The organism is Pseudoclavibacter sp. RFBI5, assembly GCF_002931395.1.
Taxonomy (GTDB): Bacteria; Actinomycetota; Actinomycetes; order Actinomycetales; family Microbacteriaceae; genus Pseudoclavibacter.
The window spans coordinates 134,431-159,244 of the sequence record NZ_PSYA01000003.1; the positions used below are offsets into that span (position 1 = coordinate 134,431).

21 protein-coding genes are annotated in these 24,814 nt (G+C 67.4%); 12 read left to right on the top strand and 9 right to left on the bottom strand.

Going from position 1 to position 24,814, the window contains the following annotated elements; genetic code table 11:
* Window positions 1-28: 28 nt before the first annotated feature.
* From C5E06_RS02545 to C5E06_RS02565, 5 genes are all read right to left on the bottom strand, one after another.
* Window positions 29-985, bottom strand: a complete 957-nt coding sequence (locus C5E06_RS02545; RefSeq protein ID WP_104240370.1) for a glycosyltransferase — start codon at window positions 983-985, stop codon at window positions 29-31.
* Window positions 982-2,298 (bottom strand): glycosyltransferase family 1 protein, encoded by a 1,317-nt coding sequence (locus C5E06_RS02550; RefSeq protein ID WP_104305894.1) that lies wholly within the window; start codon window positions 2,296-2,298, stop codon window positions 982-984. The genes C5E06_RS02545 and C5E06_RS02550 overlap by 4 nt, the downstream gene beginning before the upstream one ends.
* Window positions 2,295-4,475, bottom strand: a complete 2,181-nt coding sequence (locus tag C5E06_RS02555; RefSeq protein ID WP_146081282.1) for a glycosyltransferase — start codon at window positions 4,473-4,475, stop codon at window positions 2,295-2,297. The genes C5E06_RS02550 and C5E06_RS02555 overlap by 4 nt, the downstream gene beginning before the upstream one ends.
* The gene (locus tag C5E06_RS02560; RefSeq protein ID WP_146080475.1) at window positions 4,472-6,301 is read right to left on the bottom strand and encodes an ABC transporter ATP-binding protein; all 1,830 of its coding nucleotides are present in this window, start codon (window positions 6,299-6,301) and stop codon (window positions 4,472-4,474) included. Before C5E06_RS02560 ends, C5E06_RS02555 begins: the two co-directional genes overlap by 4 nt.
* A 258-nt stretch (window positions 6,302-6,559) precedes the next feature.
* A complete protein-coding gene (locus C5E06_RS02565; RefSeq protein WP_104305896.1) occupies window positions 6,560-7,621 on the bottom strand; it encodes an acyltransferase in 1,062 nt (353 codons plus the stop codon).
* Between the two features lie 138 nt (window positions 7,622-7,759).
* On the opposite strand from C5E06_RS02565, the gene C5E06_RS02570 reads away from it, so the two are divergent.
* Window positions 7,760-8,884, top strand: a complete 1,125-nt coding sequence (locus C5E06_RS02570; protein ID WP_104305897.1) for a glycosyltransferase family 4 protein — start codon at window positions 7,760-7,762, stop codon at window positions 8,882-8,884.
* A 172-nt stretch (window positions 8,885-9,056) separates the two neighbouring features.
* On the opposite strand, the gene C5E06_RS02575 is transcribed toward C5E06_RS02570, so the two are convergent.
* Window positions 9,057-9,746 (bottom strand): hypothetical protein, encoded by a 690-nt coding sequence (locus C5E06_RS02575; protein WP_104240376.1) that lies wholly within the window; start codon window positions 9,744-9,746, stop codon window positions 9,057-9,059.
* Between the two features lie 256 nt (window positions 9,747-10,002).
* On the opposite strand from C5E06_RS02575, the gene C5E06_RS19150 reads away from it, so the two are divergent.
* The 9 genes from C5E06_RS19150 to C5E06_RS02615 all read left to right on the top strand — a co-directional run bounded on the left by C5E06_RS19150 (window position 10,003) and on the right by C5E06_RS02615 (window position 19,116).
* Entirely contained in the window at window positions 10,003-10,149 is a 147-nt protein-coding gene (locus tag C5E06_RS19150) for a hypothetical protein (RefSeq protein WP_181057739.1), read from the top strand.
* A gap of 79 nt (window positions 10,150-10,228) precedes the next feature.
* On the top strand, window positions 10,229-10,807 hold the full coding sequence (locus C5E06_RS02580) for a YdcF family protein (RefSeq protein ID WP_146081283.1): 579 nt from the start codon (window positions 10,229-10,231) through the stop codon (window positions 10,805-10,807).
* Between the two features lie 102 nt (window positions 10,808-10,909).
* Window positions 10,910-11,395: a PH domain-containing protein gene (locus tag C5E06_RS02585; RefSeq protein WP_104240378.1), complete on the top strand. Its 486-nt coding sequence runs from the start codon at window positions 10,910-10,912 to the stop codon at window positions 11,393-11,395.
* The gene (locus C5E06_RS02590; RefSeq protein WP_104305899.1) at window positions 11,395-13,887 is read left to right on the top strand and encodes a PH domain-containing protein; all 2,493 of its coding nucleotides are present in this window, start codon (window positions 11,395-11,397) and stop codon (window positions 13,885-13,887) included. The genes C5E06_RS02585 and C5E06_RS02590 overlap by 1 nt, the downstream gene beginning before the upstream one ends.
* On the top strand, window positions 13,884-14,621 hold the full coding sequence (locus tag C5E06_RS02595) for a DUF2520 domain-containing protein (RefSeq protein WP_104240380.1): 738 nt from the start codon (window positions 13,884-13,886) through the stop codon (window positions 14,619-14,621). The genes C5E06_RS02590 and C5E06_RS02595 overlap by 4 nt, the downstream gene beginning before the upstream one ends.
* Before the next feature lie 28 nt (window positions 14,622-14,649).
* The gene (panC, locus tag C5E06_RS02600) at window positions 14,650-15,504 is read left to right on the top strand and encodes a pantoate--beta-alanine ligase (protein ID WP_104240381.1); all 855 of its coding nucleotides are present in this window, start codon (window positions 14,650-14,652) and stop codon (window positions 15,502-15,504) included.
* A gap of 114 nt (window positions 15,505-15,618) precedes the next feature.
* A complete protein-coding gene (locus C5E06_RS02605) occupies window positions 15,619-16,314 on the top strand; it encodes a low molecular weight phosphatase family protein (protein WP_104240382.1) in 696 nt (231 codons plus the stop codon).
* Window positions 16,315-16,444: 130 nt separating this feature from the next.
* Entirely contained in the window at window positions 16,445-17,944 is a 1,500-nt protein-coding gene (lysS, locus tag C5E06_RS02610; RefSeq protein ID WP_104298307.1) for a lysine--tRNA ligase, read from the top strand.
* 254 nt (window positions 17,945-18,198) lie between these two features.
* Window positions 18,199-19,116 carry an endonuclease domain-containing protein gene (locus tag C5E06_RS02615; protein ID WP_146081284.1) on the top strand — a complete coding sequence of 306 codons (918 nt, stop codon included), beginning with the start codon at window positions 18,199-18,201 and terminating at the stop codon, window positions 19,114-19,116.
* A 142-nt stretch (window positions 19,117-19,258) separates the two neighbouring features.
* Here the strand turns inward: C5E06_RS02615 and C5E06_RS02620 are convergent, their stop codons facing one another.
* The 3 genes from C5E06_RS02620 to C5E06_RS02630 all read right to left on the bottom strand — a co-directional run bounded on the left by C5E06_RS02620 (window position 19,259) and on the right by C5E06_RS02630 (window position 23,109).
* Complete coding sequence (locus C5E06_RS02620; RefSeq protein WP_104305901.1) at window positions 19,259-20,341, bottom strand: hypothetical protein; 1,083 nt, start codon at window positions 20,339-20,341, stop codon at window positions 19,259-19,261.
* Between the two features lie 154 nt (window positions 20,342-20,495).
* On the bottom strand, window positions 20,496-22,247 hold the full coding sequence (locus C5E06_RS02625) for a BCCT family transporter (RefSeq protein ID WP_104305902.1): 1,752 nt from the start codon (window positions 22,245-22,247) through the stop codon (window positions 20,496-20,498).
* Between the two features lie 73 nt (window positions 22,248-22,320).
* Complete coding sequence (locus tag C5E06_RS02630; RefSeq protein WP_104242929.1) at window positions 22,321-23,109, bottom strand: HAD-IIA family hydrolase; 789 nt, start codon at window positions 23,107-23,109, stop codon at window positions 22,321-22,323.
* A gap of 89 nt (window positions 23,110-23,198) precedes the next feature.
* Here C5E06_RS02630 and C5E06_RS02635 point away from each other — a divergent pair, with 89 nt between their 5' ends.
* Entirely contained in the window at window positions 23,199-23,378 is a 180-nt protein-coding gene (locus C5E06_RS02635; RefSeq protein ID WP_068477200.1) for a hypothetical protein, read from the top strand.
* Window positions 23,379-23,457: 79 nt separating this feature from the next.
* Window positions 23,458-24,747: an MFS transporter gene (locus tag C5E06_RS02640; RefSeq protein ID WP_104299635.1), complete on the top strand. Its 1,290-nt coding sequence runs from the start codon at window positions 23,458-23,460 to the stop codon at window positions 24,745-24,747.
* Window positions 24,748-24,814 lie beyond the last annotated feature (67 nt).

Genomic DNA, 24,814 nt, shown 5'->3' on the forward strand with positions numbered 1-24,814 from the left:
CGCCTCCGAGGCGAACGGTCGCGAACTCCTAGGCGCGCGGAGCGCGGAGGAACCCTCGAACGCGATCTACTGCCGTTGCTCGAACCCCTGCACGAGCCAAGAGAACGTACACCCGTGCGGTGACCCGGTTCGGAGCTGAACGGAAAGAGGTCTTCAGGTAGTCGACGACTCGTGGCGTCGGTCCTTCGATGCGCCAGAGACGCAGAGCCAGCGTCCAGATGCGATTCTCCATCTCAGCGTCGAGTTCGGGCGTGATCCCGAGTTGTTTCGAGAATATCTGGAGATACGCCATGACGAAGCGGGGATTCGTGGTGTGGAACTGCTGGTGTCCAAGCGACGACCCGAGTTCGCGGAAAGCGACGAGAGGCTCGTCCACGCAGAGAAAGTCCGACTTCAGTGCGAGCCGGATCCACAGGTCGTGGTCTTCGAAGAAGAGATCGGGGTCGTAGCCTCCTGCTTCCTTCACCGATTGAGTCCGGAGCATGACCGAGGGCGCAGGCAACCAGTTGTACTCGCAGAGCTCACTGTAGACAGACCCGCTCAGTCGAGGAGGCCACGCGTACTCAGTCTTGAAGTCGCGCTCGAGCTGCTTTCCGTGCTCATCGACTCGGAGTGCGTTCGAGTAGACGACAGCGACATCTGCGGAGGCGCCGGCCATCGCTTCGAGTTGGCGCTCGAAGCGGGTCGGGAGCATCCAGTCGTCGGCAGAGATGTATGCGTAGAACTCTGTATCGATCGTCGACAGCGCGGAATTCAGGCTCGCGCAGAGCCCTCGATTGACCCGGTTGCGTTGAATGGACACGTGAAGAGGGTTCTCTTCGAGGTACACCTCGGCGGCGTCCGCGGTCTCTCCTGCTGGGTCGTCGTCGATGAGCAGTATCCGGCTGGGCAAGATCGTCTGCTGCTGGAGAGAGAGCAGCAGGTCTCCGACGTAGCGCTCGTGCTTGTAGCCCACGATGACGAGGGTCAGATCGTGCGCGATCATCCGAGAGCGCCTCTGTGCAGAGCGGTCACGGTCGCGGCAGTTTCAGCGAGTGCCTGTGTCCAGGACTCCTCGGTCTTCGGAGCCGCGCCCTCCTGCGCTGTCTCGCGCGTCGCGCGCTCGATGATCGCCTGCGACATCGCGGCCACGGTCGGTTCGACGAGCGTGATCATCTCGGAGTAGCGGTCGAGGTCGATCTTCGTCTCCCAGGAGGTTGTGATGACTGGCGTCCCGAGGCGGGAGAACTCGAGGGTCGGGTAGTTCGGGTGGGGTGCCAGCATCGGGGAGATGGCGAGGTCTGCGGTCAGCGTGAACTGCTGGTAGTCCTCGAACGACATCTTCCCCAGCCGCTGCAACTCGAGTCCGCTCTTGAGCCGCAGCGGGGGGATCGTGTGGGTTCCGCCGAGCCAGACATCCCAGTTGTCACGAAGCTCGGCGCTTTCCTCGAATGCCTGGTCGATGGCGAGCAGGCCGGTGTAGAAGAGGTTCCGATCAGTCTCTGGCCTGGCATAGAAGAAGAGGCGCTTCTTGCCAGGTCGCTCGACGAGCGTCGACTCTCGCTTGGGGACTCGCACCGCTGGCTCGAAGACAAGCGCCTCGGCCGCGACGCGATGGTGCGGAGTCGTCCGGAAGTAGTCGTGCAGGATCGAGCTGTTGAGGACGGGCACGAACTTCACTGACTCGTACGTCGACGAAGCCCAGAGCTGCTGGTCGCCGTTGTTGTAGAAGATCGGCTCGTAGTCCTGGATGAGGTACACATACGGGCGGTCGTGTGCCAGTCGATCCACCGCGAATGCGTCCCACCAGGCGCTGACCACCAGCAGATCGTCGGGGTGCAGGGGGAGCGAGGCGCCGGCGGCCCGGCGGTGAGCTGCGTTCACGAAGTGGATGCGCGAGGGGTCGACATCGATGCCCTGGTTCCTGAGGAAGCCGGCGACGTCCGGGTCACCGTCGAACGAGGTGGTGTGCACCAAGCGCAGGTCGTAGTCGAGGTGGTTGGCGACGGTCGCACTGAAATTGAGCAGGGTCGCGATGCCGCCGAAGAAGCCGCTGCTGTTGAAGAAGCCGAACACCGTGACCGACGGGCGCTGACCGGGCGCTGGCGGGGCTGCGTGGAGTGGGCGGAAGGCGGCGAAGCGACTCGCCAGCAATTCGTCCGGCGTGACGGAGGCTCCCGCACCCGCATCTATACGCCTGCTGAGGTGGGCCTCCACGTCCGCGAGTGCGCCGTGGACCTTGCCGAGCGCACCCTTCGCGAGGTGCGCGGCCTTCCTGGTCCCCAGAAGGGCCACCGTGCGTGGAGTCTTGGCGGTCATGCGTGCTCCGCTCGGATACGGGTCGACGGGTGCGACGGTTGGCTCGCCTGCTGCCTCGCTGTCCGGAGGAGGCCGAGTTCGTATCGCAGCGTCGCGCGCGCGTCGAGGTCACGTCCGGTCAGCTGCCGGGGGGCGTTCACCGCGAAGTTGACGAGGCTCGCCAGCGCCAGGGATGTCGTGAAGGCGACCGAACCGCCCCACTTGTTCACGTAGCGCTGCCGAGCAGTCAGAAGCCACTGCCGCCGCAGAGAAGTGTCCGACGATCCGCCACCGACGTGCGTGACGGTGACGGTATTCGCCACGTAGGAGGGAACGCCCCGTGCGAGGAGACGCCGCTGCAGATCGACTTCCTCGGACGTCATGAAGTACCGCTCGTCGAAACCTCCGACACTCCTGAAATCCCTGACGGGAAGGAGCATCGCGGCACCGATGACCCAGTCGACTCGGTCGCTGCCCCCTGGTGTGAGCGCAGTCACGTGCCCAACGGCACGCTGCAGTGCAGGAAGGTGGCGCCAGCGCGCGAGCGGGGAGAGCCACTCGACCACGTGGTGTCTGATGCGTGGGAATTGGCGAGCGGTCCACTCCGGCTCACCGTTCGACTTCACCACCTGAGGGCTGACGACCGCGGTAGGAAGTGGTCCAGCGGCATCGAGCAGGTCGCGGATGAACGTTGCGCCCACCTCCAGATCGCTGTTCAGGACCAGCATCAGGTCGGTCTCCACCAGTTCTGAGCCGGTGTTCACTGCGGCGCCGAACCCGCCGTTGGCCTCGCGGCGCACGAGTCGTACCCCCGGCTGCTGGGGGAAGGGGACGGGAGACGCGTCATCGGCGACGATGATCTCGGCGAGACCGTCCTGCCCGCGCAGCTGCTCGATGAGGTTGAGCGTGTCCGTCGGCTCCCCGTAGTAGGGAATGACCACCGTCACGGAGTCCCTGTCGATGGCTGCCTGTGGCTCGTCTTGGCCGTAGATTCTCTTCACTGTCTCCCTGAACCGTTCTTCGCCGTAGGTCGCCGAGAGTCTCCCGGCGAGGTCGTCGGCTCGGAGGTCGGCGCCTCGCTGGTCGCGCAGGACCCCGACGACGGCCCCCGCAAACGCTGCGGGGTTGTCCGTCACCGCCTCCAGCTCGTCGCTGTGCGCAATCCCCTCGGCGCCCACGGAGGTCGAGATCGTCGGCACACCGTGCGTCATCGCCTGGATGGTCTTGAACTTCACACCCGAGCCTGAGAGGAGCGGAACGACCACAGCAGCGGCTCGCGCGTAGACCGGCGACAGCTCGTCGACGAATCCCGTCGCGGTCACCTGGACCGCCCGCGAGACGAGAGGAGCCAGAGCCCCATCCGGGTCGAGGCCGACCAGCGTGAGCCGGGCGTGGGGAACCGCGGCGATGACCTCCGGCCAGACCTGATCGATGAACCAGGTCGCCGCATCGACGTTCACCTGCCGCGCGAAGTATCCGACGAACACGACCTCCGGGGAGGCGCTGTCCACGTCACGAGTCGGCAGTGCAACTGGGGAGAGAGGCGGGTCGATGACCTCGACCTCGGTCGCTCCGCGTCGCCTCAGCAGCTCCGCATCCTTCTCGTTCAGAGTCAGGACGCTGTCGAGGTGCCGGAGGGAGCGACGTTCCGCGGCGATGGCCACGGTCTCAGCGCGCCGCCACCGCCCGAGGCCTCCGTCGTCAGCGCGACGCGCGTAGAGCTGCGAGAGCACATCGTGGAAGGTGCCCACGATCCGTGCGCTCGGATTGAGACGTCGGATGTGCGGGGCGAGGCGAATGAACTCGAACCACTGCAGGTCGACGAGGTCGGCGCTCGCGACGGACTCGCGCACCCGCGGATCGAAGTAGAGGCTCACGAGGATGCCGAGTGGGGGAGCTGCAGGATCGACGCGCCTCCAGCCCCTCTCGACGATCCCGACGCCGCGTTGCAGCAGCCGCTGTCGTGAGCTGGAAGACGCCCATCGGCCGACCAGGTGCGCTGCGACGCGCGCGTCCACATGCTCGAGCGCCTTCTGGTTCGCGGTGTGGTCCGGAGCGATCACCTCGACCACACCGTGTTCCGACAACGACCGCGTCAGGTGGTGGACGTACAGGCCGCCCGCGTGGCGAACACCCGGGTACGGGACCGCGCCGCCGAGCATGACGACGCGCGTCTCAAGAGGTTGAGGCCGCGTCACGGAGTCACGGGATCGCTGTCGGTGACCTTCAGCAGGCCCAACTCGACTTGACGAGCGAAATCAGCGTTGCTGGAGCGCACTTCTTCGAAGGTGCCGTATCCGGCGACCTGCCCGTTCTTCATGTAGGCGAGCGCGTCTGCTTCGCGGACCGTGGACAACCGGTGAGCGACGATGACGACGGTCACCTCGCCCTTGAGCCCGTCGATGGTCTCGATGATCTTGTGTTCTGTCTCATTGTCGAGAGCTGAAGTCGCTTCATCCAGCACGAGAAGCGAAGGGCGCCGGTAGAGGGCACGAGCTATGCCCACGCGCTGCCTCTGACCGCCGGAAAGCCGTGAGCCTCGGTCGCCGACAGAGGAGTCGAGGCCTCCCTCCAGAGAATCGACAAGGTCCTGCAGCTGTGCTCGTTGCACGACCTCGGCGAGGAGTTCCTCATCGATCTCATCGGCCGTGGCGTCGAACGCGATGTTCTCCCGCAGGCTGGTGTCGAGGAGGAAGACCTCCTGCGGAACCATCGCGACGTGGTGCTGCCAGGCCTTGACGAGGTCGTCGCGCAGGTCCTGCCCGTCAACGGTGAGCGTGCCTGCGGTGGGGCGATGGAGCCCGAGGATGATGTCGACGAGTGTGCTCTTGCCTGCACCGCTTGATCCGACGAGCGCGAGCGTCGAACCTGCTGGGATGGTCAGGTTGATGTCGCTCAGGACATTCTCCGAGGCGTCTTCGTAGCGGAAGCCGAGATTCTTCGCCTCGAGAGTGTGAGAGAAGTCGAGCGTGCCGTCGTTGGCGGCCGCGAGGTTCGCGCTCGTCTCGTACTCTGTTGCGCGTTCGAGTTCGGTGCAGACCTCGTCGAGCGCGGGGGCTCCGACGCGCAGGTTCGAGATCGAGGCGAGGAGACGAGAGAGCGACGGGAGGAGCCTGAAGCCAGCGGCTCCGACGAGACCGATCGAGGTCACCGCTGCAATGCCTCCACCCGTGTTCAGCAGGAACATGATGAGCCCGCCCAGGCCCAGGATGAACAGCGCCTCCAGCAAGTACTTCGGAACCTCCGCGAGGAAGCCGACGAGGCGGAGAGCCTGCGCGTGCTGGAGCTCGACCTTCTCGTAGACGTTGACGAAGTGCGGCTGAGCGCTGCGGATCTTGATCTCCTTGACGCCGCCAAGGGCGTGCAGGGCCGCGCGATAGCCATGTGTTGCTGCATCCATCTTCATCCGGCCAGCCGCTTCCGCACGCGGACGGATGACTCGGGCGAAGACGAACATGGCAATGCCGAAGTAGACGAAGGCCATCAGCGTGGGCAGGGGCATGACGATGAGCATCGACACAAGAAGCGCCACGATCGTGATGCTGTCGGTAATGGCGTTCAGCGCCGCGATCACGCCGAGCGAATAGAGCTGGCCGACGGAGGTGCCCATCGTCCTCAGGAGATCAGCCGTGCCTCGACCGAGATGGAGGCTGTACGGCGCATGCAGGTAGTAGTTGAGGATTCGAGTGGCCGTTCGGGCCTGTTCGCGGTTGATGAAGCCCAGAATCCACCAGCGGAACGCGATCGAGAAGATGTCCTTCAGCACGAAGCCGACGACCACCCCTCCGAGCAGGTACATGATCAGTACTTCCGGCGTGGGGTTCCCGAAGAGCGTCGCGACGGTGCCCAGCATGCCCTCTGTCGTGGAGCCGCCGGCGAGGATGGCCAAGAGCGGACCGACGAGGAGCACCGACCCAGTCTCAGCGAGTGCGACGATCACCGAGCCGATCAGCCCGATGATCAACTTCCGGCGAGCCCCCTTGGAGAAGATGAGCTGCAGTTTAGATAGCAAGATCGTAGTCACCTCAAGTGGACTTCGGTGTGTGAAGAGCCGACAGCATCAGCTGGCCCCGAACGGAGGATATCACCCGCGAAATCACGTGCAATTTCCAGAAGTCGCGGTTTACATCCGGGCCCCGACTCGGGAGAGGAGCGCCGCGGCGTTCGGCAGATCGTCGCTGAGGCCGGCCTTGGTGCAGCTTGAGGCGCCGGCGAGAACGCGCCAAGGAGCAGGTCGGCCCGAGACTGGCGCCAACGGCCATGGCCAACGTGTTCACATGGCTCACGTCGCGGTCCTTCCTCGTCCGTCAGCCCGGCGCAGCAATGAACGTCGCAAAGCTGGCGTGATGCGGGTTTCGGCGAGCGAGTACAGGCCCCAGGCCAGAACGGTGACCACGAGCATCGCCACGAGCACCGCGAGGTCGCGTCCGATGAGCGGCCAGAGGAGATCGATCGTCGCGTAGCCGACGACGACGTGCACGATGTAGAGCGAGTAGCTGATCTTTCCGAGCCAGAGCAGGGGACTCAGCCGAAGCGGAGGAGTCGACGTGCGCAGCGCGACGAAAGCGAAGAAGACGCTGATGCCGGCAACGATCGCGGCGTAGCTCGGCGAGTGGAGCAGGGAGGCAGACACGACGACGGCGAGGAAGGCCGGGATCGTCAGCCACTCGAACCGCTGGTTCCTGCGGGCCATGAAGAGCAGCATTCCGAGGCAGAACAGCGGCCCGTACTCCGCGAGGGTGACGTTGACCATCGCGCGGACCAGAACTGGAGCGGCCGTGATGTCGATGCCAGGGGCAAGGACTGCCGCCACGACGGCCGAACCGACCGCGATGACGAGCCAGGCCGCCACCAACCATCGCAGGAGCACGTCCGTCAGCCTGCACTTGCTGAGCAAGAGCACGAGGAAGACGATGATGTAGAACTGCATCTCCACCGCCAGCGTCCAGAAGGCGCCGTTGACGTCAGGAACGAGCAGCAGCCGCTGGATCATCGTGAAGTTGAGGAGCGTCTGGAGCGGCGTCAGCTGCGTTCCCGGAACGTTCGCGAGCGCGCCCACGACGACCGAGATGACCACGGCTATCCAGTAGGCCGGGTAGAGACGGGCGAACCGTGAGATTGCGAAGTCGGAAGCGCGCTTGGCCCGATCAGCGGTCATGAGGATGACGAACCCGCTGATGAGGAAGAAGAGCTGAACTCCGAACTGGCCGTGATGCAGCTCGAAGGAGCTGGCCGCCGCCGTCGGGTAGTGAACGGAGAATGTGGTCGTGAAGTGACCTACGACGACCGCAGCAGCCGCAAGGCCGCGCAGCCCATCGAGTTCTCTGAATCGTGTCGATGAAATGGATCCCCCTCAAGAAGTACGCGCGCCTTCAGGGGGGTGGACGCGTTTGCGCACTCAGGCTAGCGCCTGGTGTGCAACAAGATGCGCCCGAGCATACAAGATGGGAGAAAATGGCCGCGGTGTCTCTAGGCTGAGGTTGTGAACAACAACATCACCATCCTGGGCCTCTTCGACCACGACGGGCTGCCCTCGATCCGTTCGGGGACTTCGCCCGGCGATCAGCTGCGAGGGCCCTACTGCGCTGAGCTGCTCGGCCAGTACGCCAACCTGGTCACGGTTCGCATGCCGAGCTCTCGGGTGCACCGAAAGGTCAAGGACGTCGTCGAGCACCGAACGGGTGTCCCCGCCGACCTCGCTATCCGGGGGCTGGCATCGGCGCGGCGGGCGGATGCTGTCCTGGCGATCCTCGAAGACAAGTCTGTGCTTCCGGCCGCGCTCAAGCGCCGGGGCCTGACCGCGTATGCCAAGACGCGACTCGCCGCCGTCTCCTGCTGGTGGGGGGAGGAGCTGAAGACCGGCTCGGCTGCGCGGCGCGAGGAGATCGCGCGAACGGTGGCGGGTGTGGATCGCATCTTCGTCTTCTCACGGAACCAAGTCGAGCTCTTCGCTCAGATCGGCGCCGGTGGGAAGGTCGCTCCCATCAACTTCGGGGTCGAGCACACGAAGTACGTGCCGGACTCCTCGGTCGAGCAGCGATTCCAGGTCTTCAGCGGAGGCCTCGATGCTGGCCGCGACTTCGAGACCCTCGTCGAGGCCGCACGGCTCCTCCCAAACGTCGACTTCCACCTCGTCTCGCACCTCCACCGATTCCAGCAGATGGACCTGCCGAAGAACGTCACGACGAGCGGCCCCACCGACGGGCAGACCCACCGGCAGAATCTCCTCGCGGCCCAGCTCGTCGTCACCCCGACCCATGACCTCGCCTACCCCACTGGCCAGAGCGTGCTGCTCGAGGCCATGTCGTCTGGCAAAGCCTGCGTCGTGACCGAGACGGAGGCGATGCGCGAGTACATCGACGAGGGCGTGAGCAACTTCGGTATGCCCCTCCATGACCCGCAGGGGGTTGCCGCGGTGATCGAGAGGGTTCTGGCCCGGCCAGCCGAGCTGCTCGAGGTGGGCCGCAGGGCGCGAGCTGCCGTCGAGGACCGGTACACCTTCGACCAGATGTGGAAGTCGATCGCCGAGCAGCTCGAGCGCGATCGGGTGGAGAACTCGCTGGGGGCCCGTCGCCGTTCCCCGGGAGCGGGGCGGAATGCGGCGTAGTCGCTTTGACTGGCTATCTGTCAGGACGATGCCCGGCCAGGGCTCGGCGAGGCCCTGAGCGGCTCGCTCCGATCGTCGACCGCGTCTTGGGCGGGTTGGGTTCAGGGGCCGCTCTTGTCCTGCTCCTCGGTGGTGCCCTTGTCGCCTGGGCCGCGCGCACGGCCCGAGAGGTCTAGAAGAGCATCGTGAAGGTCAGGCGCAGCGTCTCCTCCGTGAGGACTGCAGCCGACGAGAGTCCAGCGGATGCGAGCAGCGCACCGGGGTGCGCAAACCCGACGACCACGTGGCGCATCCTCGGGAACTCGGCGAGGAACGTGCTTGGCACACGCGAGCGCTCAGGGGATGGGTGCTCCCGCCATCCGCGGAGCTTGGCGAGGAACCAGGCGCAGCGAAGCAGGAAGACGAGCCAGATCGCCAGCACGACCGGGAGCATGAGGCCTGCGAAGAGCTGGATGCCCGAGTAGGTGATCTCGTCCTCGCGGTTCTCCGCCATGAGCTGCAGCAGCGTCGAGAGGCTCGCGCTCATGACCACCGAGATCGTCCATGCCGCGAACCCCACCACGAGCGTCACGAATCGGACGAAGAAATGACCGAAGACCGAGTCGTGCTCGTCGAGGTGGCTGCGAGGAGTGCGGAGGAGGAGAGCGACCGTCGCCGTCAGCGAGGGCAGCGATCCCACGACGACCACCGCCGCCCACACGGGCATCGGCCAGTCGGCGACCCAGCCCAGGATCGTCGCGGACGCCAGGACCACGAACCACGCCCAGCTCCAGCGCAACGGATGCTCGACGAGCGTGGCAGGAAGCCGCCGCTCGACAGCGCCGAGGAAGCGTCTTGGAGGCGGCTCCGCCGGGACATTCATGGGCCAATGCTATTGCCCTGCGCGATCGACGGAGCCGGTGCCCTGCCCCCGGTTCCCGCGTGACCGCACCTGCCCGGCGGCGACGTTCGGACGGGCGACCTGCTCGAAGCATCCACAGGGGAGTTCTGCCCATACCTGGACCGAGCCAATCCGGGTAGGGTCGGGGATTCGGGAGGTCGGAACTCGACGGGGGTCAGTCGCCGGCCGACCTGGTGCGCGGGAAACGCCCCGCGCACGAGAGCAAGGGGGAACGACGATGTCCACACACGAATCAGCTGCAGAGTCGGAGCGGGGCGCTGAACGGCGCAGCCTACTGGGCGCTGTCGCCTGGGCCACTCCGATCATCGCCATCGCCGTGGCGGCGCCAGCTCAGGCCGCGTCCACCCACGAGGTGCCGGGGTGAGGGTGTGCTCGGACCGCGCGCGGCAGTGAGACGCGGCGCGCGGCGGAGGCGGGTCCCGTCGCTCACGTAGCCTGTGCTGGTGAGCGGAAGCAGAACGGGGATGGCGAGACGGGTGGCGTCCATCGCAGGCGTGGCGCTTGCTCTGCTCGTCGTCGTCATCGCAGCCGGACTTCCCCTCTTCGTCTTCCCCTCCACGGACGAACCCCGAGAGATCGACGCCATCATCGTGCTCGGTCCGCCGCGTGAGGCACGCATCCAGGCCGCCCAGCAGCTGGCCGCCGACGGCTACAGCGACACGGTCGTCATCGCCGTCGACGACTACGGCATCGACTCCGCCATCAACATCCCTGCGTGCGAGGTCGGGGCGGACCACGCGTCCACCGCGCCCGTCACGCGGTGCCTCATCCCAGAACCCTTCACCACGGCAGGCGAAGCGCTCATGGTCAAGCGGTTGGCCGCCGCGGAAGGATGGGAGTCGGTCATGATCGTCACGAGCGTCACCCACATCTCCCGCGCCCGCATGATCTTCACCGACTGCCTTGGCGGGGGAGTGCTCGCCACGGACGACGGCGTCGGCATCGGCGACTCCAACTGGGCCTGGCAGTACCTGTATCAGTCCGGGGCATTCATCAAGGCGCTGGTCGCACCGACCTGCTGACGCGGACGGTGCGGTTCGGCCAATGCCAGGCAGGGCGACCCGACATGTCGGTCGTTCTCGATACGGTAGGCGCATGACGACACGTCGCAACGAGGGGGCAGCATGACCGCGCTTGACCACACCACCGTGCAATGGCGCAGGGTTTCCGCGAAGTACATCTGGTCTGAACTCCTCGGGGCGTTCTTCTGGGCGCTTGTGGCGCTCGCGGGAGTCATCGCTCTCCTCGTGATCCCGGACGTTTCGAACTGGATCGCGTTGGCCCCTGGTGCCATCCTCCTGCTGATCCTCATCTCCATCCCCTTCGAATGGCGACGCGTGCGCGCCATCGGCTACCAGCTGCGCCAGGACGACCTCGTCTTCCGCCGTGGTCTCTTCTGGAGCCGCATGGTCGCGATCCCGTACGGCCGTCTGCAGCTGGTCGACATCCAACGCGGTCCGGTCACCCGCATCTTCGGGCTCTCCTCGCTCAAGGTCGTCACCGCCGCCGCGATCACCAACGTGACCATTCCCGGCCTCGATTGGCGCGACGCCGAGAAGCTCCGGGACGACCTCGTCGCACTCGCCGAGACTCGTCGAGCAGGGCTCTGATGAGTGCCCACCTCCCGCCTCAGTCACCCGGCGCCCAGTTCGGGGGCCCGCCGTCTGGGGCGCCACAGGCGCAGCCTCCAGGGCCGGCGCTCGGCCAGGGCTCCGACCTGATCGACGGTGAGTGGCATCGACTCCACCCGCTCACACCGCTCCTCAAAGTCGGCGTGTTCGTCATCGCGATCGGCGCCTTCCTCATCAACCAGTCCTGGCAGACGATCACGAGCTTCATCTTCCCGCAGCTCGACGAGTACAGCGGCGCCGAGTACGACCCCACGAGAATGGTCTTCCAGAACCAGACCTGGCTGCTCTGGGCCGCGCTCGGGACGCTCCTCGTCATCATCCTCCTGGGACTCTTCAGCTACCTCTCGTGGCGCTTCGCGCAGTTCCGAGTCAGCGACACCACGATCGAGCTGCAGAGCGGCGTGCTGTTCCGGAAGAGCCGTCAGGCGCGACTCGATCGAGTGCAGGACATCAACATTCAGCGCCCGCTCGTCGCGAGAATCGTCGGGGCGTCCAAGATCGAGATCGGCGTCGCCGGCGAGAACGCGAACATCCAGCTCGTCTATGTCCGCACCCGCGACGCCGACGGCATTCGAGCCGGCATCCTGCAACGCGCATCGGGGGCGAAGCGCAACGAGCGCGCAGCCCACGGCCAGTCGTTCGAGGGCCCCGCTCAGCCCGGTTTCGCAGGTGCCAACGGCGGCATGCACATGCCGACGAGCGCAGGCCAGCCGCGCGGTGCCGGGGCAGTGGTGCAGGGAGCGGCCCAGCGCCCGCCGACCGCCGAGCAGCTGCGCACGAGAGCCTCCGAGTTCTTCGCGCAGCGAGTCGAGGAGCTCACAAGCCCCGAGCTTGCCCCCGGAGAGGCGGCGCCACAGTCGGTGGTGCGCCTCCCGCCGTGGCGCCTCGTCGTCGCCAACCTCGTCAACCCGTGGCTCGTCGTCGTCATCCTCACGCTCATCGCGGGGCTCATCATCACCTTCACCTTCGAGTTCTGGTGGCTGCTCTTCTCGATCCTGCCCCTCGGCGCGGTGTTCTTCGCCATCACGGCCGGTCAGATCCTGCCATCCCTCAACTACAGCATTGCCGCGACGCCCGACGGCGTGCGCGTCGGGCGAGGGCTCCTCACCACGAGCAACGACACGGTCCCGCCCGGCCGGATCCACGCCGTCCAGGTCTCCCAGCCCCTCTTCTGGCGCCCCTTCGACTGGTGGATGGTCCGCATCACCCGCGCAGGCACCGAGCAGGTCTCCTCCGACGGCTCGCAGAACCAGGCAGCGCTCACCCGCAACCTCGTGCTCCCTGTCGGCACGCGAGCTGAGACCGAGCGTGTGCTCGCGCTCCTCCTCCCGATGCTCGTCAACGACGAGGTGCGCCGTCTCATCGAGCTCGGCATGTACAGCAAGGGCGACGACGACTACTTCGTCACGGCCCCCAAGCGCGCGGCGTGGATGCGGCCCTTCTCGTGGCGGCGACACGGCTTCCGCCTCGACAGCCGCGCCCTCTACCTGCGCTTCGGCGCCTGGTCACGCAAGCTCACCATCGTGCCCGCTGAGCGGATGCAGTCCATCGGACTCGACCGCGGCCCAGTCGGCTACTTCGCGAACGTCGTCAACCTCCACGCCCACACCGTGCTCGGCATGGGCGTCACGACCCGCATCGGCATGGTCGACGGCGACATCGGCGTCCGACTCTTCGACGACGTCTCCGCCGTCGCCATTCGCGCCGCGAGCCTCGACACGTCCCACCGCTGGCGCGAGGCCGCCACGCTCAGCGCCATCGCAACCGCGCGCATGCGCGTTGCCGACGCGGAAAGCCGCGGGATCGCCGTCGACAGTCAGACGATCGCCGTGCTGCAGGCCGAACGCGAATACCAGCAGGCTCTCGCTCAGAGCGGCGTGGACGGCACCTCCGCACCGCCCGTCGCGGAACCGATCGCCGCCCAGCGGACCACGCCCGCGCCGGATCTCTCGAGGATCCCGGCGCAGTTCGGCTCAGCCAGCTCAGCAGGATCCATGACCTCAGCCGGCGTCGGCCCTTCGGCTCCTCCCGAGAGCGCGGGCCCACCTGCGACTGCTCCAGGTCCTTCAGCGTCTCCGTCTCCGTCTCCGGCTTTGGCTCCGGCGCCCTCGCCCACGTCCATCGGTCCCGTCCCAGGGGCGCCGGCGAACGGCGCCTGGGCCCCCGTCTCCTGGGAACCCGTCGCCGCGCCGCCTGCGTCGGTGGAGTCCGCGATCGACACGACCCCGACTCCCATCCAGTCGCCGGCCACGATCGCCCCCGCGCCGGCGCACCGCCTGCCAGTCGAGCGCGAGGCTGCCCCCACGGCGGCGCCGCAGATCGCGAGCGACCAGGCCCAAGAGTCTGCGGGTGCCGCCGACCAGGCGCAGCCACTGACCCGACGTCAGCTGCGGGAGCAGCGGGAGAACGGCACCGCGCCAGACCAGCAGCCGGGCCACGACAGCAGACAGGCTCCGGAGGGCAACGCATGAGCACACGGGAGGGACGGCTCGGCATAGGACTCGTGGGGGACTCGCCCACAGGCCTCATCGTCGCAACGGCACTCGCCGGAGCCGGGCACGCGCTGGTCGGCGTCGCCACCGAGTCCGTCGAAGCGACCGAGCGCGCATCCGCCATGCTGCCCGGGGCCCCAAACCTCACCCAGCGGCAGGCCATCGAGCGCAGTGAGCTCGTGATCCTCGCCTTCGACGAGGACGAGCTCGAAGCACGTGTCCTCGAGCTCTCCGAGACCAAAGCGTGGGTCGCGGGTCAGCTGGTCCTGCACACCGTCGCCGGGCGCGGGACTGCCGTGCTCGGCACGGCGCTCGACCGAGGCGTGATCCCGCTCGCCGTGCATCCCGCGATCGAGATCACCGGAACGAGCCTCGACCTGCACCGCCTCAAGGAAGCCTGGTGCGCAGTGACCGCGCCGCGGCCGGTGCTGCCCATCGCGCAGGCCCTCGTCGTCGAGATCGGCGCGGAGCCGGTCGTCATCGCCGAGCAGGACCGCCCGACCTACGCGGAAGCACTCCACACTGCGACGGAATTCACTCGCTCCATCGTCAAGCAGGCCACGGAGCTGCTCACCGGAATCGGTGTCGAGAACCCCGGCTTCATGCTCTCCAGCCTCGTGCGCTCGGCCGCAGACAACGCCCTCGCCGACGCCACCCCGCAACGCCTCGACCCGCTCGACGGTACGCTTCCTGAGGCGGACCCGCGCTCGTAGCGGCAGCCGCAGGTTCCGAGGAGGGCTCTTGCCACACGTTCTGACCACGATCGCCGAAGCCAAAGCAGTGCTCCGGGAAGTCGGGAAAACCGACACGATCGCCCTGGTGCCCACGATGGGCGCTCTCCACGAAGGCCATCTTTCGCTTGTCGACATCGCCAAGCGAAGCGCCTCGAAGACCGTGGTGTCCGTCTTCGTGAACCCGATGCAGTTCGCGCCCGGCGAGGACTTCGAGCGCTACCCTCGCACCTTCGAGGACGACCTCGCGAAGCTCGACGCGGCCGGCGTCGACTACGTGTTCGCGCCCGCGGTCAGCGACATGTACCCCAACGGCATCAAGCAGACGCGCCTCGTCGGCGGACCCGCCGCGGGCATCCTCGAGGCGGCACACCGGCTCGCGCACTTCGACGGTGTCCTCACGGTCGTCACGAAGCTCTTCAACATCATCCGCCCGAACGTGGCGGTCTTCGGCGAGAAGGATGCACAGCAGCTCTTCCTCGTGCGGAGCCTCGTCCGCGACCTCGACCTCGATATCGACGTGGTCGGCGCGCCGATCATCCGGGAAGAAGACGGCCTCGCGCGCTCCAGCCGCAACGTCTACCTCTCCGACGACGAGCGCAGCGCGGCCCTCAGCCTCGTGCGCGCGCTCTCGGCCGCCGCCGCCAACGGCGACCGCGGCATCCGCGAGATGATCTCGCAGGCCCAGGGCGCCCTCATGGATGAGAAGCTCGTGAAGATGGACTACGTCTCCATCGTCGATCCCGAGACGTTCGTGCTCGTCAATGAGGCGTACCGCGGGACGGCGCTCGTGCTCGTCGCCGCCCGCGTCGGCACCACACGCCTCATCGACAACATGCCGGCCTACGTCGGCGAGTACCGCTAAGGCGCTCGCGGGCGGCTCCGGCTTCAGCCGGACGCGCGCGAACAGCACGAGTGCCGCGTCCCGCTCGTCTCGTTGCTACGCTGAACGTTCCACGACCCCTGGGGGAACACACGCATGAGCTTTCGCATCCTGACGGTCTGCACGGGCAACATCTGCCGTTCGCCACTCGCCGAGCAGCTGCTTCGAGACGGACTCCGGGATCTGCCCGGCGTCACCGTCGAGAGCGCGGGGACAGGTGCCCTCGTCGGCAGCGGGATGCCGCAGCAGGCCCTCGCGCTCGCAGCCCAGTACGGGGTAACGGATGCGGAAGCGCACATCTCGAGGCAGCTCACGGAAGACATCGCCCGGGGAGCAGGCCTCGTGCTGGCGCTCTCCCGCGACCACCGCCAGCGCATCGTCGAGCTCGCCCCTTCCGTCGTCCGGCGCACGTTCACGCTGCGCGAGTTCGCGCACATCGCGAGCCAGGTAACCGCGGAAGACCTCGAGGAGTCCTACGAGGCGCCGGGCGCGAGCCACGGCTCGCGTCGCTCGCGCCGCGAAGCGCTCGAAGGTGCCACAGACGGCGCCGGCGCTGGTGCCTCAGAGCAGGACATCGTCACCGCCGCGCTCGCCGCGGCCGTTGCCGCCGCCGCCCCGCTGCGCGGCCTCGTCGCTCCGCTCGAGAACGCCGCCGACTACGACGTGGTCGACCCGTTCCGTCGCTCGGACGAGACCTACCAGCGCTCGGGCCGCGAGCTCGTGCCAGCGGCCGAGACGATCATCGCTTACCTCGAGGGCGTCGTCGACTGGGCGAAGGCCCGCACGGCGTAGCCTCCTCGAGGCTCGCCGGTTCGCGTGACGGCGCGAAGTGCACCAAACTGGGGGAGTGCGGTTCCGAGCGCCATTCGTCGCGCCCGGGACACGCATCCACACCCAGCCGCACGAAACGCAAGGAGCCCGAATGGCCGACGCGCCCATCCAAGACGCACTCTCCGAGGCCGAAGCCTCCGAGCAGAAGCAGGTGCGTCTCGAAAAGCGCGCGCGGATGCTGGAGTCGGGCATCGCGCCCTACCCCCTGACGCTCCCCATCACGCACACCATCGCGGAAGTGCGGGCAGCCCACACCGAACTGGAAGACGGCGCGTCGACCGGCGAGCGCGCGGGCGTCGCGGGGCGCATCGTGCACCTTCGCAACACCGGCAAGCTCTGCTTCGCGAGCCTCCAGGCGGGCGATGGGTCGCGCATCCAGATCATGCTGTCGCTCGCCGTCGTCGGCCAGGAGCAGCTCGATCTGTGGAAGGAATACGTCGACCTCGGCGACCACGTCTTCGCTGCCGGTGAGATCATCTCGTCTCGCCGCGGCGAGCTCAGCATCATGGCCGACGAATGGCGGATGGCGTCCAAGGCCGTCCGGCCGCTCCCGAACCTCCACGCCGAACTGAGCGACGAGACGCGCGTCCGCCAGCGCTACCTCGATCTCATCCAGCGACCCGTCGCCCGGGAGGTGGTGGTCGCTCGTGCCAAGACCAACGCCTCGCTGCGCCAGACCTTCGCGAACCACGAGTTCCTCGAAGTCGAGACGCCCATGCTGCAGACCATGCACGGCGGCGCCGCGGCCCGCCCGTTCGTGACGCACTCCAACGCGTTCGACACCGAGCTGTTCCTGCGCATCGCACCCGAGCTGTACCTGAAGCGCGCCGTCGTCGGCGGCCTCGACCGGGTCTTCGAGATCAACCGCAACTTCCGCAACGAAGGTGCTGACTCGACCCACAGCCCCGAGTTCGCGATGCTCGAGGCCTACCAGGCCTACGGCGACTACACCTCGATCGCCGACCTCACCCAGGAGCTTGTGCAGAACGCGGCCCAGGCCGTCGCCGGCTCGCACGTCGTGACCTGGGTGGATGGCACCGAGTTCGATCTCGGCGGTGACTGGGACCGAGTGTCCATGTACCCGTCGCTGTCGGAGGCGGCAGGCGTCGAGATCACGCCGTCGACGTCGCTCGCCGAGCTCGAGGCGCTCGCGGCGAAGGTCGAGGTCGAGGTCGACCACCCCACGCACGGCAAGCTCGTCGAAGAGCTGTGGGAGCACTTCGTGAAGGAGGGCCTCACGCGCCCGACGTTCGTCATGGACTTCCCCGTCGAGACGTCGCCGCTCACCGCATCCCACCGCTCGATCCCCGGGGTCGTCGAGAAGTGGGACCTCTACGTTCGCGGCTTCGAGCTCGCGACCGGATACTCGGAGCTCATCGACCCCGTCGAGCAGCGCGCCCGCTTCGTCGAGCAGGCGGCGCTCGGGGCGCGGGGAGACGCCGAGGCGATGCGCGTCGACGAGGACTTCCTCGCTGCGCTGGAGCACGCCATGCCTCCTTCCGGCGGCATGGGCATGGGCATCGACCGCCTGCTCATGGCCATCACCGGCCTCGGCATCCGCGAGACGGTGCTGTTCCCCCTCGTCAAGTAGGGCCCGCGTGAGGTAGCTCCCCGCCCCCAGTCTTCCCAAAGATGACTTGTGGTCGTCAAACCTCGAGTTTGACGACCACAAGTCATCTTTGGAGCGTGGGATCGCGCCGGGCGGCGCGAGGGCGGGCTGGGGATGGCGCGCGGGATGGCGCGTGGGCAGGGCAGTCTGCAGGCACGTCGGGCGTCGAGAGTGCCGTCTCCACAGGCGGGGAGATGCGCGGGGCGCAGCCGCGCGCATCCATCTACCGTTCCTGCATGCGACCCAAGACGCCGCTCCCACCCGAGTTCGCCGACACGACGTTCCGCTACTCCGATGCTCTCGAGAACGGGATCACGCGGGGTCAGGTCAGAGCGTCGACGACGACCGGCCCGCACCGCGGCATCAGAACCACCCGCGAGATCACGTCACCGCGAGACGCCGACCTCGCCTACGCGAGAGCCTCACCGCGGGACGTCGCGCTGGCCAGCGTCTCCGCCTGCCGGGTCTGGGGAATCCCGCTCCCGCTTGCGATCGAATCGCGCAGACACACGTTCGTCGCCGTGCGGAGTCCACGGCACGTCCCAACGGGAGTCGCGGTCACGGGCATCCGGCTGGCTCCGCACCTGTTCAGCGACCGCGAGTTCGAGGGTGTCCGACTGCTGTCGCCCTGCGTCGCCTGGGCGCAGCTCGCCGCTCAGGTCAGCCCGCGCGAAACCCTCGTGCAGGCGGATGCACTTCTCACACGCGCAGACAACTACCCCGGACGGCGCCACGGCGGCTCGCTGGCCACGCTGGACGAGCTCCGTGCAGTCGCAGACGCCTGGGCGAAGCGTGCTGGAGTCGCCCAGCTCCGTGCTGCCGTCGAACTCGCCAGACCGCAGGTCGAATCGCCCGGAGAATCCCGGCTTCGCCACGCCCTCGTCTCGGCCCGCTTCCCGGAACCCGTCCTGCAGCACCGCGTCTTCGACGGGCGGCGGTTCGTGGCGCGGATCGAACTCGCCTACCCCTCGCTGAAGATCGCGCTCGAATACGACGGCGCATACCATTTCACCGTGGCGAAGGCCGTGGAGGACATCGAACGACGACGTGAGCTCGAGAGCCTCGGCTGGAGGGTCATCCAGATCACCCGACGCGACATCCAGGACCCGACGCGCCTCTTCGCCCGACTCCGCGCGGCGATGCGTCCACGCTGAGGCCCTCGCCCAGAGCTGACTTGTGGTCGTTCTCGCGCGAGGTTGACGACCACAAGTCAGCTCTGCGCGATGGGGGCGAGCGGCGGGGGCGAGGGGCGAGGGCGGGGAGCGGGGCGCGCGGGCGGGGAACTGGGGGTCGCGCCTACGCCGTGGAGGCCGTGGTCTTCTGGCTCTCCACGCGGTACTCGATCTCGGCGACGATCTTCCTGAGCGCGTAGATCGTGACGGAACGGCGTTGCGCTGGCGGATCCCACCCCGTGTGATCCTCGAACTCCAGCCGCTGCAGGTCGTCGAGGGCCGAGGAAGCGGCGGTGAGGCGTGCGTGCAGATCTGCTTCGCTCTGGTCCCAGGCGCGCAGCAGCTGCCCGAGCTGCTCTCCCGAGGCCTGCAGCGCACGCCCGGACTCGGGCTTCGCCTCGCTCCAGGACACTTCGAGGAACGGATCCTGGAGCTCGGCGATGTGTCGAGTGATGCGGCTGAGGCTGTCCAGCTCCGCCTGGACGGAGGAGCTGTCGAACTTCGCGCGAAGACCTCTGGCGTTGCCACGGAGGTTCTCCTGCACCTCGGCGACGAGCGTCTTCGCGTCGGCGAGTTCGCCGTCGAGGCGCAGCAGCGAGCTTCGCCAGTCCTTGAGGTCGTCCTCCGGAGCATCGCCGGCTGGTAGCTCCGTCGCTCGCTGGATGGTGTCGGCGATCGTGGTCTTGAGGGCGCTCATCGCCTCCATGGCCTGCTTCCGGCCGGTGGCGGGAGGCACGATGAGGTTCAGCCCGACGCCGATGGCCGCGCCGACAGCCATCTGCACGACGTAGCCGATGGAGAATCCGTCGGGATTCGCGCCGCCGACCACGAAGACGAAGAGGGCTGAGATGGGAATGTAGTCGCGGCCCGCGCCGAAGACCGGAATCCCTGCGAGCAGGGTGCCGACACCGACCGCGACGGGGACTGCCAGCGCCACGGGGGTGCCGAGGGTCACGAGCGCCCCGGAGGCGAGCACGCCCAGGAGTACACCGACCACGACCTGGACGCTCGATCGCACGGATCCGGCCACGGTCGGGACGCTTGCGACCAGTGCACCGAGGGGAGCGTAGTAGGCGTAGGCGTTCGCCTCTCCCGGGACGAGGTGTCCGGCGTACCAGGCGAGCGTTGCGGCGGCGGCTGTCTTGGCCACGTGGAGGAGTCGGGAAGGCGTGAGCGCGGGGAGGAGGGCGCCGGCGAGTTTCTGCATCCATTCCAGGGTGGGGCTTCGCGGTCAATGCTCGCTGAGGGTTGACATCCGGGGAGAGGGAGGACGGGGCGTGAGGTGCTGGCAGTGAGACAGGCAGGGGCCGGATGCGTGTGCATCCGGCCCCTGCCTGGCTCGAGACCGACCCGCTCGGCGGTCAGCCGTTCTTGGGCTCGTCAGCCTGCGCCACGACCGCGACCTGGCTCGTCTGCGGGCCCGCAACGGGCACGTTCATGACGTTCGCCTTCCGCAGCCACGGGAACATCTTGCCGGGTGCTCGCTCGACGGGCTCGTCCACTTCGAGGCCGTAGAAGTCGCCGATGTGGCCGACCAGGGCGGCGCGGCTGGCCCGGTCGTAGGCACGTTTCTCTCGCGCGAACGCGAGGGCCGTCGCCCAGCAGGACAGGAGCAGGACGATCGAGAAGGGCAGCGCGATGCTGATCGCGGCCGTCTGCAGGGCGTTCAAACCGCCGGCGAGCAGGAGCGCGACCGCGAGCAGCGAGGTGATGATCGCGAAGAACGCGCGCACCCAGTGCTTCGGCTCGGCCTGGCCGCCGGTCGCGAGCATGCCCATGACAAGCGCGCCGGAGTCCGCGGAGGTGATGAAGAAGATCGCGATGAGGATGATCGCGCCGATGGTCAGCACAGCACCGCCGGGGAGCTGGGCCAGCATCTGGAAGAGGGCCCCTTCGACGTCGACCGAGCCGTCGCCCTGGACGAAGTCGGTGATGCCGTTCAGCTGCATGTAGAGGGCCGTGCCGCCGAGGACGGAGAACCAGAGGAAGGTCACGAGCGTCGGCACGAGCATGACGCCCGTCACGAATTCACGGACGGTGCGACCGCGGGAGATGCGGGCGATGAAGACACCCACGAACGGCGCCCACGACATCCACCAGCCCCAGTAGAACGTGGTCCACGCCGACTGCCAGTCGACGCCCGCCTCGCCGGAGAATGCGCTCGTCGAGAAGGTGAGGCTGACGAAGTTCTGCAGGTAGTTGCCGAGCGACTGGACGAAGTCGCGCAGCAGGAACTGCGTCGGTCCGACGATGAGGATGAAGATGAGCAGCGCGCCCGCCAGCATGAGGTTGATGTTCGAGAGCCACTTCATGCCCTTGCCGACGCCGGAGATCACCGAGAAGAGCACGAACGCGGTGATGACGGCGATGATGGCGATGGACGAGGTCGTGGAGGACTCGAGGATGCCTGCGGCTTCCAGGCCCGAGCCGATCTGCAGCACACCGAGGCCGAGCGAGGTCGCGACTCCGAAGATGGTGCCGACCAGCGCGACGACGTCGATGAGGTTGCCCCAGCCTCCGCGAACGCGACGGCCGAGGAGCGGCTCCAGCGCCCAGCGCACGCTGACCGGTCGTCCGCGACGGTGGATGGCGTAGGCGAGCGCGAGGCCGAGCACGATGTAGATGGACCACGCGTGCACGCCCCAGTGCAGGTAGGTCTGCGAGAGGGCCTGCTGGGCGAGCTGGCTCTCGGTGCCGGAGACGCCGGGCTTCGGTTCGATAAAGTGGCTGAGCGGCTCGCTCACCCCGTAGAAGACGAGGCCGATTCCCATGCCGGCGGCGAAGAGCAGCGACAGCCAGCTGAGGTTCGAGAACTCGGGCTTGTCGTCGTCCTTGCCGAGCTTGATGTCGCCGTACTTGCCAAAGCCCATCACGAGGCTGAAGATCACGAAGAACGCCGCGATGAGCACGTAGTACCAGTTGAAGTTGCGCACGATCGACGACTGGACGGCGCCGAATGCGGTGTCAGCCGCGCTCGGGGCGAGGATCGAGAAGCCGGCGAAGCCGATGACGATGATCGCGGCGGGCCAGAAGACCCACCGTTTGATCGTGGGTGGGCCCTTCTTCTTCGGCGTATCGGGAGCGGCTGCTGAGCTGGAGGAGCTGGAAGTCACTGCGCCAATGGTACGCGAGCTGCGGCAGATCGCTAGTTCGCCTAGCAATCAGGGTTGAGCGGGCGGGTCCGACTCAGCTCTCGCCAGCAGGCCGGACGAGTTCGTGCACGCCGGAGATGATCTCGTCGGGGCGGAACGGGTAGCGCTCGATCTCGCGCTGATCGCTGATGCCCGTGAGCACCAGCACGGTGTGCAGTCCCGCTTCCATGCCCGCCACGATGTCGGTGTCCATCCGGTCGCCGATCATGGCCGTGTTGTGGGAGTGCGCGCCGATCTTGTTGAGCGCAGACCGGAACATCATGGGGTTCGGCTTGCCGACCACGTAGGGTTCGCGGCCGGTCGCCTTCGTGATGAGGGCAGCGATGGCACCCGTCGCGGGCATGGGGCCATCGGCGCTCGGGCCGGTCGCGTCGGGGTTCGTGACGATGAAGCGCGCGCCGTTGCCGATGAGGCGGATGGCCTTCGTGATGGCGTCGAACGAGTAGTTGCGGGTCTCGCCGACGACGACGAAGTCGGGGTCGGTCTCCGTCATGATGTAGCCCGCGTCGTGCAGCGCCGTGAGCAGTCCCGCCTCGCCGATGACGAACGCCGACCCGCCTGGCAGCTGCTGGCGCAGGAAGTCCGCCGTCGCGAGCGCCGAGGTCCAGAGCCGATCTTCCGGTACGTTGATGCCGCTCGAGCGCAGGCGGGCCGCGAGATCGCGCGCCGTGAAGATGGAGTTGTTCGTGAGCACGAGGTACGGGGTATCGTCCCGCTGCCACTGCGCGAGCAGCTCGACAGCACCGGGGAGCGCGGCCTGCTCGTGCACGAGCACGCCGTCCATGTCAGTGAGCCAGCATTCGACGTTCGAGCGATCGACCATGTGCACAGCCTAGGCGGATGCGCCGACACCGATTCGGATGTGCACAGACTCGCCGGTGCGCGAACGGCTTCGCGTAGACTCCCTCCATCATGGACTTCTTCCTCAACGCGCTCTGGTCGCTCATCCCGACCGTGATCATCGGGGCTGCGTTCTTCTGGATCCTCACCTCGATCCTCTCCGGCGATCGTCGCGAGCGCGCCATGGCCGACAAGATCGAGCGCGAAGAACGCGCTCGCCTCGGCCTCCCGCAGCTCGACGCGAACAGCTAGCGCGCCACCTCACCTTCCCTGCTCCGTCTCGACCCCCTCACCGAAGAGGGGGTCAGTTCTCGTCGTCTGGAACCGACCCATGTCACTCCTGCTCAACTGGGCGTCCCCGAAGCCGCTCGGCACGCCATTCCGATTCCTCCTCTCCTCGTCACTGTTCTCGAACCTCGCCGACGGCATCCTGATCGCGGCGGGCCCCCTGCTCGTCGCGAGCCTCACCAGGGACCCGCTGCTCGTGTCGCTGGCCCTGGTCGTGCAGCAGCTTCCGTGGCTCGTGTTCGGCCTCTTCGCGGGCGTGGTCGCCGACCGCCTGCCCCGCGTCGCGATCATCGTGACGGGGGCGCTCAGTCGCGTCCTGATGCTGGCGGTCATCGGCGCCCTCGTGCTCACCGACACCATCAACCTGCCGATCCTCTACATCGCGCTGTTCCTCGTGGGGTCGGCGGAGGTCTTCACCGACAACGCCTGGACCTCGATCGTGCCCGACCTCGTCCCGTCGAAAGAGCTCGGCATCGGGAACTCGCGACTCATCGCCAGCCAGACCGTCATGAACCAGCTCGCCGGTCCCGCGATCGGCGGTGCCATCTTCGCGGTCGGGCATGCGATCCCGTACGGCGTGACCGTCGTCTCCCTGCTCTTCGCTGTGGTGCTCGTGTCCCGGATCACGTCACCGCCCGTCTCGACGGCGACGACCGGGCCGATCGAGACGGTGCGCTCGGTGGCCCGCGTGCGTCGGGACATCGCGAGGGGATTCGCCTGGCTCTGGCAGAACCCGCCGGTCCGGACGCTCGCCATCATCCTGTTCGCGTTCAACATCACGTACGGCATGACCTACGGGGTGCTCGTGCTCTATGCGAAGCAGCGTCTCGGACTGGACGATGCCGGCTACGGGCTGCTGCTCGCGGTCTCGGCACTCGGTGGGCTTGTCGGCACAGCGCTCTACGGACGCCTGGAGCGCCGCTTCTCCTACACGAGCCTCATGCGCACCTGTCTCGCGCTCGAGACGGTGCTGCACCTGGTTCTCGCGGCGACTGCGAACGTCATCGTCGCTGGCCTCACGATGTTCGTCTTCGGCATGTACACGGTCATCTGGGCGACGCTCGCGAGCACCATCCGCGGGCGAGCCGTCCCGAGCCGCATGCGCGGACGGGTCTCGAGCGTCTACTTCCTCGGGATGATCGGCGGCATGGCCGTCGGCACCTTCGCAGGGGGTCTCATCGGCCAGGGCTTCGGCATCGTCACCACGATCTGGGTCGCGTTCGGTGCGAGCATCCTCATCCTCGCGCTCGTCTGGCGTTCCCTGGTGCACGTCGGCAGGGCTGGTGAGGTCAGAGCAGACGGCGAAGCAGCCGGTTCTCCGGCGGCGAGTTGAACCTCGGTGGGGCACGGCGGGGCTCGCTCTGGGGGAGTCCTCAGATACCTCCGGGGAGCGACGCGTA